The sequence below is a fragment of the Actinopolymorpha sp. B17G11 genome, from assembly GCF_040196095.1.
Lineage (GTDB): Bacteria > Actinomycetota > Actinomycetes > Propionibacteriales > Actinopolymorphaceae > Thermasporomyces.
The window spans coordinates 133,180-147,103 of the sequence record NZ_JBEFTW010000002.1 but is presented as its reverse complement, the minus strand read 5'-3'; the positions used below and the strand labels follow the sequence as shown (position 1 = coordinate 147,103).

General features: G+C 69.2%; 14 protein-coding genes. 6 read left to right on the top strand and 8 right to left on the bottom strand.

Annotation, left to right across the window (positions count from 1 at the left end; all coding sequences use genetic code 11):
* Positions 1-5: 5 nt before the first annotated feature.
* The gene (locus ABN028_RS03075) at positions 6-314 is read right to left on the bottom strand and encodes a hypothetical protein (RefSeq protein ID WP_349695543.1); all 309 of its coding nucleotides are present in this window, start codon (positions 312-314) and stop codon (positions 6-8) included.
* A 95-nt stretch (positions 315-409) separates the two neighbouring features.
* On the opposite strand from ABN028_RS03075, the gene ABN028_RS03070 reads away from it, so the two are divergent.
* From ABN028_RS03070 to ABN028_RS03055, 4 genes are read left to right on the top strand one after another with little or no spacing between them, the layout of a single operon-like run.
* Positions 410-973, top strand: coding sequence for a CGNR zinc finger domain-containing protein (locus ABN028_RS03070; protein WP_349695542.1), 564 nt, complete (start codon positions 410-412; stop codon positions 971-973).
* Positions 974-993: 20 nt separating this feature from the next.
* Positions 994-1,542 carry a GNAT family N-acetyltransferase gene (locus ABN028_RS03065; protein ID WP_349695541.1) on the top strand — a complete coding sequence of 183 codons (549 nt, stop codon included), beginning with the start codon at positions 994-996 and terminating at the stop codon, positions 1,540-1,542.
* Between the two features lie 54 nt (positions 1,543-1,596).
* Positions 1,597-2,394, top strand: a complete 798-nt coding sequence (locus tag ABN028_RS03060) for an AzlC family ABC transporter permease (protein WP_349326375.1) — start codon at positions 1,597-1,599, stop codon at positions 2,392-2,394.
* Positions 2,391-2,693 (top strand): AzlD domain-containing protein, encoded by a 303-nt coding sequence (locus ABN028_RS03055; protein WP_349326374.1) that lies wholly within the window; start codon positions 2,391-2,393, stop codon positions 2,691-2,693. The genes ABN028_RS03060 and ABN028_RS03055 overlap by 4 nt, the downstream gene beginning before the upstream one ends.
* Positions 2,694-2,719: 26 nt before the next feature.
* Here the strand turns inward: ABN028_RS03055 and ABN028_RS03050 are convergent, their stop codons facing one another.
* The gene (locus ABN028_RS03050) at positions 2,720-3,979 is read right to left on the bottom strand and encodes a hypothetical protein (RefSeq protein WP_349326373.1); all 1,260 of its coding nucleotides are present in this window, start codon (positions 3,977-3,979) and stop codon (positions 2,720-2,722) included.
* Between the two features lie 262 nt (positions 3,980-4,241).
* On the opposite strand from ABN028_RS03050, the gene ABN028_RS03045 reads away from it, so the two are divergent.
* Positions 4,242-5,135, top strand: coding sequence for a phytanoyl-CoA dioxygenase family protein (locus tag ABN028_RS03045; protein WP_349326372.1), 894 nt, complete (start codon positions 4,242-4,244; stop codon positions 5,133-5,135).
* Positions 5,136-5,142: 7 nt separating this feature from the next.
* Here ABN028_RS03045 and ABN028_RS03040 read toward each other — a convergent pair whose 3' ends face one another.
* On the bottom strand, positions 5,143-5,994 hold the full coding sequence (locus tag ABN028_RS03040; protein WP_349695540.1) for an SDR family oxidoreductase: 852 nt from the start codon (positions 5,992-5,994) through the stop codon (positions 5,143-5,145).
* Positions 5,995-6,126: 132 nt separating this feature from the next.
* On the opposite strand from ABN028_RS03040, the gene ABN028_RS03035 reads away from it, so the two are divergent.
* Positions 6,127-7,662, top strand: a complete 1,536-nt coding sequence (locus tag ABN028_RS03035) for a hypothetical protein (RefSeq protein WP_349695539.1) — start codon at positions 6,127-6,129, stop codon at positions 7,660-7,662.
* A 21-nt stretch (positions 7,663-7,683) separates the two neighbouring features.
* On the opposite strand, the gene dapB is transcribed toward ABN028_RS03035, so the two are convergent.
* From dapB to ABN028_RS03010, 5 genes are all read right to left on the bottom strand, one after another.
* The gene (gene dapB / locus ABN028_RS03030) at positions 7,684-8,436 is read right to left on the bottom strand and encodes a 4-hydroxy-tetrahydrodipicolinate reductase (RefSeq protein WP_349326369.1); all 753 of its coding nucleotides are present in this window, start codon (positions 8,434-8,436) and stop codon (positions 7,684-7,686) included.
* A gap of 82 nt (positions 8,437-8,518) precedes the next feature.
* The gene (locus tag ABN028_RS03025) at positions 8,519-9,877 is read right to left on the bottom strand and encodes a M16 family metallopeptidase (protein ID WP_349695538.1); all 1,359 of its coding nucleotides are present in this window, start codon (positions 9,875-9,877) and stop codon (positions 8,519-8,521) included.
* The gene (locus ABN028_RS03020) at positions 9,874-12,084 is read right to left on the bottom strand and encodes a polyribonucleotide nucleotidyltransferase (RefSeq protein ID WP_349695537.1); all 2,211 of its coding nucleotides are present in this window, start codon (positions 12,082-12,084) and stop codon (positions 9,874-9,876) included. Before ABN028_RS03020 ends, ABN028_RS03025 begins: the two co-directional genes overlap by 4 nt.
* Positions 12,085-12,312: 228 nt before the next feature.
* Complete coding sequence (gene rpsO, locus ABN028_RS03015; protein WP_349326366.1) at positions 12,313-12,582, bottom strand: 30S ribosomal protein S15; 270 nt, start codon at positions 12,580-12,582, stop codon at positions 12,313-12,315.
* A 225-nt stretch (positions 12,583-12,807) separates the two neighbouring features.
* The gene (locus ABN028_RS03010) at positions 12,808-13,803 is read right to left on the bottom strand and encodes a bifunctional riboflavin kinase/FAD synthetase (protein WP_349695536.1); all 996 of its coding nucleotides are present in this window, start codon (positions 13,801-13,803) and stop codon (positions 12,808-12,810) included.
* Positions 13,804-13,924: the final 121 nt, after the last annotated feature.

Sequence of the window (13,924 nt, the reverse complement as noted above, 5' to 3'; positions counted from 1 at the left end):
TACTGTCATACCTCGGCCCGACACGCGGGTGACACCGCTTCGACCTTGCCATGCACCTTCCGGTGCCCAGCCGACCGAGGGTCCAGTCGATCCGCAGCCCACGCGAGTCCCACAGACGCGCCTCGGAGCACCAGAGCCGCCAGTCGCTGCACGACCTCGCCCAGTCGGGCCGCCGCCTCGACGCGGACCGCCGCATCCGCCCACACCGCCTGCTCCAGCAGGGGCGTCCGCCTGGCGCGACGCCACGCCTCAGCCTCGGCGATGCGGTCCTGCGTCCACTGCCTGGCGATCGATTCCATGATCCAGCCGTTCATCTCTACCTCCTCATCGACACCAGTAAACATACTACGGTGGTGTCGCACCACTGGCAACCGCCTTTCGAGGTATGGTGGTGTCGAGAGGTGATCTGTTGACGACGACCACAGCTGCTGACCGTGACCGGGGGGTCCCACCGGTCGCTGAGCTGCTGTGTGCGTTCGCCAACACGCTCGACGTCGACGCCGGAACCGACGACCTCGGCGACCCGGCCGCTCTGACCGGCTGGCTCACCGCTCGCGGACTGGTGGACGGCGACGTCCGGGCGTCGGCGTCCGACCTCGCACTCGCCACCGCCATCCGGTCCGGCCTGCGGCAGGCGATGGTCCAGCACCACGACCGATCCGACGCTGCCCTTGCCGGACTCGACGAAGTCGCCGCACGACTTCCGCTGCGGCTCGGGTTCGTGGGCACCCGCCCGCGACTCGTTCCCGCCGTCGAAGGCGGTTCCGCCGGCGTCGCTCGGCTCCTCGTAGCCGTCGCGAACGCGGAGGCCGACGGCATCTGGGCGCGGCTGAAGGTCTGCGCTGCATCCGACTGTGCATGGGCCTTCTACGACACTTCGAAGAACAGGTCCCGGCACTGGTGCTCGATGGGCGTCTGCGGCAACCGGCAGAAGACGCGTGCCTACCGCGCCCGGCAGAGGGCGAAGGACTGACCGGCTGTCAGGATGGGCCAGTGAGCGAACCGACCGCCGACCGCAGCGTCCGCATCGCCTGGGCGGCTGACGCCCCCGATGTCGCCCGCGTCCAGGTACGCGCCTGGCAGTCCGGATACGCGCGCATCTTCCCGGCGGGAGTGCTGGACGCCCTCGACGAGGGTGCGATCGCCGAACAGTGGCGGCGGTCGCTCACCAGCCCGCCCGACGCGCGTCACCGGCTCCTCGTCGCGCTGGAGGCGGGCGTTCTCGTCGGCTTCGCCGCCACCGGGCCCGCAGACGATCCCGACTCCGATCTGCTCACCGAGGGCGCGATCACCACGTTCCACGTCGACCCCGACCACACCCGCGCGGGCCACGGGTCACGGCTGCTCCAGGCGTGTGCCGACACGCTGGTCGCGGACGGGTTCACCCGCGCGGTCAGCTGGGTGTTCACCGCCGACGACATCCTTCGCCAGTTCCTCGCAGCTGCCGGCTGGGCGCCCGATGGTGCGCACCGGGAGCTGGACCTCACCGGCGACGGGACCGTACGCATGAAGCAGGTACGCCTGCACTGCGCTCTCGCCTGAGCTCACCACGACCCTCTCCAGGGGTTGGCCCTCGCCCTGACCTACAGTCCTGGCATGCGAGAGCGCGGGACGACGAGACGGGAGGTCATTCGCGACGCGGCGGCGATCGGAATCGCGACCGGTGCGTACGGGATCTCCTTCGGCGCGATCGGTGTGGCCAGCGGACTCTCGGTCGTCCAGACCAGCGCCCTGTCGTTGTTCACGTTCACGGGGGCCTCCCAGTTCGCGTTCGTGGGAATCGTCGGAGGCGGCGGGACCCTCGTGTCGGCGACGCTGACGGCCCTCCTGCTGGGCACCCGCAACGCGTTCTACGGCCTGCGCCTGGCAGACCTGCTCCGGTTCCGCGGCGTCCGCCGCCTGGTCGGCGCCCACTTCGTCATCGACGAGACGACGGCGATGTCGGTGACCCGGTCCAGTCCGAAGCTCGCTCGGGTGGGCTTCTGGTCCACGGCGATCATCCTGTTCACGCTGTGGAACGCCGGCACCCTGATCGGTGCACTCGCCGGGGTCGCGCTGGGTGACCCGCGGACGTTCGGCCTGGACGCGGCGGCGCCGGCCGCGTTCATCGCCCTGCTCTGGCCGCAGCTCACCGACCGGCGCACCCGGGCGGTCGCCGCAGGTGCCGCACTCGTGGCGGTCGCGCTGGTGCCCGTCGTACCCGTCGGGGTGCCCGTTCTCATCTCCGGTGCGGTCGCGATCGCTGTGGGCCTACGGCGTACGGCCCGGCCCGACGGCACCCGCGAGCCCGACGACACCCGCGAGCCCGACGACACCCGCGAGCCCGGCGACACCCACGAGCCGGGCCTCGATGACGCCGAGCACACCCTCGAAGGGCGGGACAACTCGCGATGATGTGGCTCGCAGTCCTTCTGACCTCCGCCGGCAGCTATCTCACGAAGCTGGTCGGCCTGTCCGTGCCACGTCGGGTTCTCGACCGCCCTGCCGTTCACCGCATCACCGCGCTGCTTCCGGTCGCGCTCCTCGCCGCGCTCGTCGGCGTCCAGACCCTCAGCACCGGTGAACGCCTCGTGGTCGACGCGCGCCTGGCCGGGGTGGCCGTGGCAGTGGTCGCCCTGATCCTGCGGGCACCGTTCATCGTGGTCGTCGCCCTGGCGGCCCTCACTGCCGCCCTCGTTCGCCTGCTCGGCTGAGTCACCAGCCGCTCACGAGGTGCCGGCTAGCCTCGGCGGAGGGACCTGAGCCGGCTACGCAGCCACGGCGCCAGCCGACTGCGGCGGAGCCAACTCCCGAGCGGGACTCTTCCGAGCACCCGGACGAGCCGTTGCTCCAGTGGCACCGGTCGCCCGGCTCCGGACACGGTGGCTGCCTCCGCTTCCGCGGCCGGTGCCTGGTCTCCTGGCGGCGCAGACGCGTCCGACTCGAGTGCCTGGCGAGGCACCGTGGCTACGACCGTCGCCGCCACCGCCTCAGCCGCGGCGCTGACCGGCAACACTGCGTCGGCCGCGGTGAGGTGGTCGTCGACAGGTGCCTTCGGTGCGGCGCCCAGCAGGGAGATGTCGCCGACGACGCGTACGCCGAGCGCGGAGATCTTCTCCCCAGCCGCTGCACCGATGTGAGCGGCGCGCTCCAGTGCCCAGGCGGGAGTGATGATGCGCAACTCGTCCGGTCCAGGCGTCCGCTCCATCTGCATGTGCTGGATGACACCGGTGCGAACGACGTTCTTGTAGAGCGTGTCCGGCCAGCCTCGACTTTTGAACTCGATGTTCAGATGGCGGATCAGCTCGGCCTCGCCCCACGTGAGCGACCGGTTCGTCCACCCTTCCTCCGGCTCCAGCAGGCCGGTCGGAAGCCCGACCAGTTCCTCGACCCGACGCATCAGGCCGAGCCGGTCCGCATCGTCCACGACGACGACGGTGACGTTGTCCGGACCGACGATCGATGCCCAGCGCTCGACGAGAACCTCGTGGTGGTGACGTTTCCAGAACGATGGAGTCGGCCGCTTGTACGGCGGCTTGTTGAGCATGCCGTCCAGCCACTCGTCGTACGACGCCCGCTGGCCGTTGCGTACGTACTGCTGCCATGACGACGGCAGGAGCTTCGTGAGCGGGCGCAACGTCACCAGGATGTGTACCCGCTCACCACCCAGGGCATCGACGACCTTCCTGGCGAGCTCTGGACTGGACTCGCAGAAGAACTCGCTGCTGACGATGACGCGCTTGTCGCTGGCGGCCTTCACCTGCCTGACGAGACGGTTCCAGTGCGAGATCGGCGGCGGCGGATCGCCGGGCAGTCCTTTCGATCCCCTCACGGATAGCGCCGCCCCCATGTGCTGACGCTCCCGCCCGGCATAGACCACTCCATGCTCTGCCATGGCCGCCCGCGCCTGCTTCAACGCTCCCTGCAGGGCTGTGGTTCCTGTCTTGTACGGACCGATGTGCAGCAGAACAGTCCGTTCCGCAAGCAGCAGGTCACTCACCGTTTGCCCTCCCGGCCTCGAAGATGGACAACGAGTAAATACGGCTTGAACCGCTCGTTGGCGGGCATCCGGTGGCCGATACCGGCCGCGGCAGCGTGGAAGGACTGCCGGTCGCGTCCACTCCCGGGCTGACCAGCGGTGGACACCCGTCTCGAAGACAGAGACCTCATACGGAAAACATGCGGCGTCGGGCGGATCGTGCGCATAGCGTCGAGGCACGACCCTCGTGAGCCGTCGGCGCTTTCGGAGAAAGGTGAGCCACGTGGCTTCCGGATACCAGGTCCTCACCGAGGAACAGGCCGAACACTTCCTGGCCAAGGGGTTCGTCGTCATCCCCGAGTGCTTCTCGGTCCAGGCCGCCGCGGAGCTGACCGAAACGGTCTGGACGAGGCTGGGCTACGACCCCGACGACGGGACGACCTGGGCGGAGCCGTCGGTGCACATGCCCACCCATCGGCACCTGGACGTGAAGGAGTTCGCACCCAAGGCGTGGCTCGCCGCGTGCGACCTGCTCGGAGGGGAGGAGCGGATCAGGCCGCCGTTCGCCTGGGGCGACGGGTTCATCGTGAACCTCTGGCAGGGCGCGGACCGACCGTGGGAGCCGGCGTCTCCCACCTCGCCGGGCTGGCACAAGGACGGTGACTTCTTCCGGCACTTCCTCGACTCACCCGAACAGGGCCTCCTGACCCTGGTGCTCTGGTCGGACGTACGCCATCAGGGCGGAGCGACGTTCGCGGCAGCGGACTCGGTGGGGCCGGTCGCGCGTTACCTCGCCCAGCGGCCGGCTGGAGTGCTCCCGCTGGACTTCGACATCGCGCATCTGATCGGGCAGTGCTCGGAGTTCGTGGAGGCGACGGGCTCGGTCGGTGACGTCTACCTGCTCCATCCGTTCATCCTGCACGCGAAGGCGCAGAACATCCTTCGCGTACCACGACTGATCACCAACCCTCCGGTGCATCTGGCCGAGCCGATGCGCTTCGACCGGGAACGGTACGACGACCATTCCCTGGTGGAGAAGGCGATCCTGCGAGGGCTCGGCGTGGAGCGCTACGAGTTCACCCCGACCGCACCACGGGAGAAGGTCGTTCCGGAACGCGTCCGCCGGCAGGAACGCATGAAGGCCGACGAAGCGCGCCGGCTGGCCACGCGTTCCTGACCGGCACTCAGCCGAGACCGACGAGCTCGGCGCTCACGTCCCAGAGTCGGGCCGCGACGACGGGATCCTGGGCGAGCGGTGCGGGTGGCACAGCCGTGCGCCTCTCGAAGTAGCAGCCGGTCACGCCCTCGAGGTCAGGGCTCTCGGCGAGCTGGACGACCGCACCGGCACCTTCCTCGATGCTGATGAACTCGCGTCGCATGAAGAGCCTGATCACCGGTCGCAGCAACGCTGGCGCCGCCGACCAGATGTTGGTGTCGATGGCGCCCGGATGGACGCTGTTGACGGTGACGCCCGTCCCGGCGAGGCGGCGCGCCAGCTCCGTCGCGAAGAGCACGTTGGCGAGCTTCGACCGGCCGTACGCCTTCATCGCGCTGTAGCCCCGCGCGAAACCCAGATCGTCGAAGTCGAGCGTTCCCGAGCGGTGGTTGATGGAGGCGACCACGACCACCCGCGCCGGCGTACTGGCCACGATGAGGTCGAGCAGCAGGTTGGTGAGCAGGAAATAGCCGAGGTGGTTCACCGCGAACGTCGTCTCGATCCCGTCCTCGGTCAGCCGACGCCGCAGGTTCACGGCGCCGGCGTTGTCGACCAGGACGTCGAGCCGGTCGAAGCGATCGGCGTACGCCTTGGCCAGCGCCCGGATCGACGCCTGCCGGGAGAAGTCACACAGCAGGTGCACCGGCTCGACCCCCGCCCGGGCACGGACGGTCTCGACGGCTGCCTGCGTACGCTCCGGGTCGCGGCCGACGAGCACCACCCGCGCGCCATGGCGCGCCAGCTCGACGCTCGTCTCCAGACCGATGCCACTCGTCGCCCCGGTCACCAGCACCGTCTTGTCCCGCACAGTCCAGGTCATGGAAGATCACCGTACCGACCGGAGCTGTCCGACCACGACCACGTGCACGGAACAGTGCGTTCGCTCGGAGTTCACCGGCGGTTCGGCGGTGTCGGCGGCGCTCCGGCGGCTGACTTGTTAGCGTTTCCGGCTGTGTCTGTCGAATCGCCGAGTGCAACCATCGAGCGTCCCCAGACCCAGCCGTCGCGGTGGTCCCTGACAAACTGGGCCCTGACAAACCGGGCCCCGACAAACCGGGCGAATGTCCTGGGTTGGATCGGTGTCGCCGGGATCACCGCGGTCGTCGCGGCGACGTGGGCGACGACCCTCGCGGCCGCGTACGGCGACAATCATGAGGGCAGGGTCTTCTCCCGCTTCGCCCTTCAGGTGCGCAACCTCGCCGAACACGGTCTGGTCGGCTCGCAGTTCGCCACGGACATGGCGCCCTACGGCCGGTCGTACGCCCACCACCCGCCGCTGGCCACGATCCTCGACGCGCTCTTCTCAGCATTGCCGGGCGAGGGTGAGTACCAGATGCGGCTGGCGCCCTACCTGCTCGGTCTGCTGGCCATCCCGGCAGCGGCGGCCCTGCTTCGTGCGTTCGATCTGCGGTGGCCACCGGTGCTGGTGGCGCTCGGCCTGATGGTCGTGACCGGCTTCTTCTGGGTGTACGCCCGGATCGTCTTCGACCTCGGACTGCTGATGGCGATGGCGGCGGCGATAGCCCACGTCCGCCTACAGGCTCAGCCCTCGCGCCGGCTGCTGGTGGTCGCCTGCGTGACGAGCTTCCTCGCCACCCTCGGCTCGTGGCCGGGCATCGCGCTCGCGGCGCTGCTCGGACTCTGGCTCCTGTCCGGGCGCCGGCGGGTCGACCGGGTGGCCGTGGCGGTCGCGGTGAGCATGGTGGCGGGCCTCCTCGGCAGCCTGGCGTTCATGCTGGGGGTCGCGGGGGTGAGCAACCTGTCCGCGCAGACCCGGTTCCGTACCGAAGGGGGCGACTTCACGGTCCGCGAGTTCGTCGTCCAGCAGTGGCTGTGGTTCCGCCAGCTCCTGCCGGTGTGGTATCTCGCGCTGCTCCCCGTTGGTGTCGTCGTCGGCCTGCTGCGCCGGAGGACCCGCGCCTTCACCGCGCTCGCGACGGCACTCGCCGTCGGCTGGGTGGTGCTGTTGCCGAACGGTTCGTTCATCCACGACTACTGGCCCTACATCGTGCTCATCCCTGGCGTCGTGGGGATGGCGGCGCTTCTCGATGCGGTGTGGGCGCGGGTTCCAGCGGGGCTCGGCACCCTGCGCGGCTGTGTCGCCGGGCTCGTCGCGCTCGGTCTGGTGGTGGCGTTCGCCGCGATGGTGCGGGGACCGGTGGCACGTGACTACATCGTTCGGCCCCTCGACGGGGGCACTCTCGTCGCCGACCACGGTCCCGCGCCGGGGCAGGTACGCGCCTGGCACATCTCGTTCGGTGCCGTCCGATGGCTCGCCTACTACTGGGACCTCGCCCCGGCCAAGGTGCTGCCGGAGAACGCGTCCATGGCCCGCCCCGACGACCTCGCACTCATGCATCTCGACCGGATCCCCGAGTGGCTTCCCGCGTCCGTCGCCGACCAGCCGGTGGCCCGCGAAGGGCGCTACGTCCTCGTCCGGATGGCCGACGTCCAGGCTGCCCTCCGCCACCGGGCTCCCGGAGAATGATCACGTTCCCCGGCGGGCCGGTCAGGTCGTACGCAGGAAGTGCTCGAGGCCGACTGTCAGGCCAGGGTTGACGACCACCTCGCGCACCCCCAGAAGGACGCCTGGCATGAACGACGTCCGCGCCATGGAGTCGTGCCGGATGGTGAGCGTCTCGTCATGGCCGCCGAAGAGGACCTCCTGGTGCGCGACCAGGCCGGCAAGCCGGACGCTGTGCACCCGGACGCCTCCCACCCGGGCACCGCGCGCACCGTCGACCTCCTGGGATGTCGCGTCGGGGACCTCGCCCAGCCCGGCCGCCGCTCGGGCGGCGCTGACGAGCTCGGCGGTCCGCCCGGCGGTGCCTGACGGCGCGTCCGCCTTGCCGGGATGGTGCAGCTCGATGATCTCCACCGAGTCGAAATGGGCCGCCGCCTCCTGGGCGAACCGCATCATGAGGACGGCGCCGATCGAGAAGTTCGGCGCGACCAGAACGCCCACGCCGGTTGGCGCGTCGGCGATCCACCCGCGCAGCGACTCCAACCGTTCGCCGGTGAAGCCGGTGGTCCCCACGACGGAGTGGATGCCCTGACTGACGCAGAAGCGGAGGTTGTCCATCACCGCGTCCGGATGGGTGAAGTCGACGACTACCTCCGCGCCCTTGTCCACCAGGAGATCGAGAGAGTCGCCGAGGTCGACCTCGGCGACAAGTTCGAGGTCGTCGGCCGCGGCGACCGCCCGGGACACCTCGGCACCCATCCGCCCCCTGGCTCCCAGTACACCGACCCTGATCGTCACCGGTCATCCCTCACTTCCTGCCCGAGTCGGGTGGTCCGCCCCGTCCGACAGCGTCTCTACCCAAGCGCCAGCCGGTCGTCGGCTACCGGACGACTGGCGCGAACCGGTCAGGGTCGTCGAACGGGCCGACGACCGCGAGCGTCGGGGCCGCCTCCAGCAGCTCCCCCGCAACCGCGCGGATCTCGTCGAGGGTCACCGCGTCGATCCGGCGGAGGATCTCGTCCATGCTCAACAGCTCACCGTAGACGAGCTCCGCCTTGGCCAGCCGGCCCATCCGCGAACCGGTGTCCTCGAGGCCGAGCACCAGCGAGCCGCGCAACTGGCCCTTGCCACGCTGGAGTTCCTCGTCGGTGATGCCGTAGGTGGCGACTTTGGCCAGCTCGCCCCGACAGATGTCGAGCACGTCGTCGATCTTTTCCGGCAGGCACCCCGCGTAGACGCCGACCATGCCGGCGTCGGCGTAGTTGGACGCGAACGAATAGACGGAGTACGCCAGCCCCCGCTTCTCCCGGACCTCCTGGAACAGCCGGCTCGACATGCCACCGCCCAGGGCGGCGTTGAGCACCCCGAGCACGAACCGCCGGTCGTCGGTCCGCGTCAGCCCGGGAACGCCCAGCACGAGGTTGGCCTGCTCGGTCGTGCGTTCGACGACCCGGACAGCGCCCTTGGCCGGCTCCGGGCCCTCCCCGCCGATCCGCGGCGGCGTCGGGGGCGCGTCTGCGTCGAGAAACCCCGCCTGCCGGAATGCCTTCGTCACCAGGCGTACGACCGTGCGGTGCTCCACGTTGCCAGCGACCGCGACCACCATGGAGTTCGGGCGATAGCGGCGCCGGTAGTAGCCGGCGACCTGACGCCGGGTCAGCGCCTGGATCGACTCGAGAGTGCCGAGGACGGGCCGACCGAGCGGCGAGTCACCCCACATCTGTTGGGCGAACACGTCGTGGACGGAGTCGGTCGGATCGTCGTCGTGCATGGCGATCTCTTCGCAGATGACGCCGCGCTCACTGTCCACGTCGGCCGCCGTGATCAGCGAGGACGACACCATGTCGCACACCACGTCGACGGCCAGCGGCAGGTCGATGTCGAGGACACGCGCGTAGTAGCAGGTGTACTCCTTGGTGGTGAAGGCGTTCATCTCGCCGCCCACCGCATCGAGCGCGGAGGAGATCTCCAACGCTTCCCTACGCTTCGTTCCCTTGAACAGCAGGTGTTCGAGGTAGTGGCTGGCGCCGGCGAGGGACGGCGTTTCGTCCCTCGACCCGACACCGACCCACACGCCGAACGTCACCGAACGCACCTGCGGCATCGCCTCGGTGACGATCCGCAGGCCGCCAGGGGCGACGGTACGCCGGACAACTCCGCCGTCGCCTTCCTTCAGCAGGGTCCGGGTGGATCCGGACGGCTGCGTCAGGGTCGCGGACAGCATCGCGCGCCCGTTCACTTCTGGGCAGCTGACTTCTCGGCTTCCTCGATGACCGGCACGAGCGAGAGCTTGCCGCGGTCGTCGATCTCGCCGATCTCCACCTGCACCTTGTCGCCAACCTTGACGACGTCCTCGACGTTCTCGACCCGCTTGCCGCCGGCCAGCGCCCGCAGCTTCGAGATGTGCAGCAGGCCGTCGCGGCCGGGCACCAGCGACACGAACGCACCGAAGTTGGTGGTCTTGACCACCGTGCCGAGGTAGCGCTCGCCCACCTCGGGCATGGTCGGTGTCGCGATGCTCGCGATCACGCTGCGCGCCGCCTCCGCGGACGGACCGTCGACCGCACCGATGAAGATCGTGCCGTCGTCCTCGATGTTGATGTCGGCACCGGTGTCGTCCTGGATCTGGTTGATGACCTTGCCCTTGGGCCCGATCACCTCGCCGATCTTGTCGACCGGGATCTTCATCGTGATGATCCGCGGTGCGTAGGGCGAGATGTCCGCAGGCGTGGAGATGGCCTTCTCCATGACGGAGAGGATGGTGAGCCGGGCCTCCCTCGCCTGCTGGAGTGCGGAACCGAGCACCGACGCGGGAATGCCGTCGAGCTTGGTGTCGAGCTGCAGCGCGGTGACGAACTCCCGGGTGCCGGCGACCTTGAAGTCCATGTCGCCGAACGCGTCCTCCGCGCCCAGGATGTCGGTGAGCGTGACGTACTCGGTCTTGCCGTCCTTCTGTTCGCTGATCAGGCCCATCGCGATGCCCGCGACCGGGGCCCGCAGGGGTACGCCCGCGCTGAGCAACGCCAGTGTCGACGCACACACCGAACCCATCGACGTCGAACCGTTGGAGCTGATCGCCTCCGATACCTGACGGATGGCGTAGGGGAACTCCTCGCGGCTCGGCAGCACCGGCGCGACGGCCCGCTCGGCGAGCGCACCGTGCCCGATCTCGCGCCGCTTCGGCGAACCGACCCGACCGGTCTCACCGGTGGAGTACGGCGGGAAGTTGTAGTTGTGCATGTAGCGCTTCGTCGTGTCCTCGGCGAGGGTGAGGCCGATCCGCCGCTCCAGCGCCAACATGTTGAGCGTGGTGACACCGAGGATCTGCGTCTCGCCACGCTCGAAGATCGCCGAACCGTGCACGCGGGGTACGACACCGATCTCGGCCGTCAGCGGTCGGATGTCGGTGAGCCCACGCCCGTCGATGCGTACCTTGTCGGCGATCACGCGCTCACGGACCAGCGTCTTGGTGAGCGAACGGAAGGCGGCGCTGATCTCCTTCTCGCGGCCTTCGAAGTCGGCCCCGATCCGCTCGACGGCGAGTGCCTTGATCTCTTCGAGGCGCGCCTCGCGCTCGGACTTGTGGGCGATCGTGAGGGCTTCGGCGAGCTCGGTGCGGACGGCTCCGGAGAGCGCCTCGAGCACGTCGTCCTCGTAGTCGCGGAAGACCGGGAACTGACCTGTCGGCTTGGCAGCGACGTCGGCCAGCCTGGACTGGGCGGTGCACAGGGTCTTGATGAAACCTTTCGCGGCTTCGAGGCCCTCCGCGACGACATCCTCGGTCGGTGCCGGGGTGCCGTTCTGGACCAGACCCCAGGTCTGATCGGTCGACTCCGCCTCGACCATCATGATCGCGACGTCCCCGTCCTCGAGGACCCGTCCGGCGACCACCATGTCGAAGACGGCGTTCTCGAGTTCGCTCACGCGTGGGAATGCCACCCACTGGCCGTTGATCAACGCGACCCGTACGCCGCCGATCGGGCCGGAGAAGGGCAGGCCGGCGATCTGGGTGGACGCGGACGCGGCGTTGATCGCGAGCACGTCGTAGATCGTGTCGGGATCGAGCGCGAGCACGGTGATGACGACCTGGACCTCGTTGCGGAGGCCCTTGACGAACGTCGGCCGCAGCGGACGGTCGATCAGCCGGCAGGTGAGGATCGCGTCCTCGCTCGGCCGGCCCTCGCGGCGGAACACCGAGCCGGGGATCTTCCCCGCGGCGTACGCACGCTCCTCGACGTCGACGGTCAACGGGAAGAAGTCGAACTGTTCCCTGGGCTGTTTGCTCGCCGATGTCGCCGACAGGACCATCGTGTCGTCATCGAGGTGGGCGACCACCGAACCGGCGGCCTGGCGGGCGAGACGTCCGGTCTCGAACCGGATCTTGCGGGTTCCGAAGCTGCCGTTGTCGAGAACTGCTTCGGCGGTGTGAATACCGGGACCCTCCACTGGGGCTCCCTCCTTGTGAGGCCAGGGAGCGGTGCTCGGAACGAGGTCGCGGGCGCGGAGTGCCGGTCTTCGATCGAGGCTCCCGGGTCATCCATCCCTGGTGTGGGAGTCCCGGGGGCCACTACCGAGGACCGGCGACCTTTGCCGCCGGATCTCGTGGACCGCTCCGATTGCTGTGTTGTGCGTAGGGAGCGGCCGGGCCTGGCCGGGCCGCTCCCGCCTGTCACGTTACCGTCGCAGGCCGAGCCGCTCGATCAGGGAGCGGTAACGCGAGATGTCTTCCTTCATGACGTAGTTGAGCAACCGGCGCCGCTGCCCCACGAGGAGCAACAGGCCCCGCCGGCTGTGGTGGTCGTGCTTGTGGGTCTTGAAGTGCTCGGTCAGGTGGTTGATCCGATGAGTGAGAATCGCGACCTGGACCTCGGGCGAGCCGGTGTCGCCCTCTTTGGTTGCGTACTCGGTGATGATCTGCTTCTTCGTCGCAGCGTCGAGCGACACGATGCTCCTTCCGGGATTCCGTTGCGCGGCGCGCCAGGGCGGGTTCACCTGGGCACTCTTGATCCGCGGCCGGTCTACGGCACCGGTCAGGTTACCAGCCGTAACCTGACCGACTGGAATCGGTGCGGCTCCACGCGTTCCGAGGAATGATCACGCACGCGTGATCATTCCCACCGATGCGCGGTAAATGGCCGTGCATCGTTGGTATTTGCCATGCGTGCGTGATCATTCCGGGGGCTCGGCGGCGAGGATCTCGCGTACCATTTCGACGTCGCGGGTCATCTGCTCCACCAGGGCGTCGACGGAGCCGAAGCGGGCCTGACCGCGTACGCGGTCGACGAAGGACACCGCGACCGTGCGGCCGTAGAGCTCCAGATCGTCACGATCCAGTACGTAGGACTCAACCCGGCGCGGCTCCTCGCCGAACTGCGGATTCGTGCCCACCGAGATCGCGGCCGGCAGAGGCTCGTGCCATCCCGCGTCGTCATCGGTCCGCACCCGCAGCCAGCCGGCGTAGACCCCGTCGGACGGTAGTGCCATCCCCGCGGCGGCCGGGACGTTCGCCGTCGGGAAGCCGAGCTCACGCCCCCGGTGCGCGCCCTCGACGACCGTGCCGTCGACCCGGAACGCGTGGCCGAGCAGGGCCAGCGCCTGGGCGACGTCGCCGTGCTCGAGGCAGCGCCGGACGCTGGTGGACGAGACCGCCCTGGTGTCGATCGGCCGGCCACCGTCGCTTTCCTCGCAAGCGCCGGGATCCTGCCGGATGAGGCCTTCGACCTCGAAGCCCAGCTCTGCGCCGAGCCGGCGCAGGAGCGCGACATCTCCGGCGGCCTTGAACCCGAACCGGAAGTCGTCGCCGACGACGATCGCGACCGGGCGTAGCGCGCCGACGATCTCGCGGACGAACTCCTCGGCGGGCTGGTGGGACCGCTGCTGGTCGAACGGGACGACGAGCACGGCGTCGGTGGAGTACTCCTCGAACAGCTCGGTCCGGCGTTCGATCGTCGCCAGCAACGGGGGTACGGCGTCGGGACGGACCACCGCCATCGGGTGCGGGTCGAAGGTCACCACGACGGCCAGCGCACCCAGCTCGCGGGCCCGCTCGACGGTGCGCCCGATCACGCGCTGGTGACCCCGGTGTACGCCGTCGAAGACACCGATGGTGACCACCGTCGGTCCGGTGTCCTGCGGCACGTCGGTGAGGTCTCGCCAGCGCTGCATGCACGTCTCCATCGTTGTCGCCCGGATCATCGTCGGGTGCCGGACACCAGGAGCGTCTGCCCCCCGGGTCAAGGGTGCCAGATGGCATGTGCAACCACTCGGGCGAACCGGACCGCTGCCC

Bases quoted from the DNA above. Each gene is read 5' to 3' on its own strand.
- ABN028_RS03075 (WP_349695543.1), bottom strand. From the start codon at position 314: ATGAACGGCTGGATCATGGAATCGATCGCCAGGCAGTGGACGCAGGAC.
- ABN028_RS03060 (WP_349326375.1), top strand. From the start codon at position 1,597: ATGCGAGAGCGCGGGACGACGAGACGGGAGGTCATTCGCGACGCGGCG.
- ABN028_RS03055 (WP_349326374.1), top strand. From the start codon at position 2,391: ATGATGTGGCTCGCAGTCCTTCTGACCTCCGCCGGCAGCTATCTCACG.
- ABN028_RS03040 (WP_349695540.1), bottom strand. From the start codon at position 5,994: ATGACCTGGACTGTGCGGGACAAGACGGTGCTGGTGACCGGGGCGACG.
- ABN028_RS03010 (WP_349695536.1), bottom strand. From the start codon at position 13,803: ATGCAGCGCTGGCGAGACCTCACCGACGTGCCGCAGGACACCGGACCG.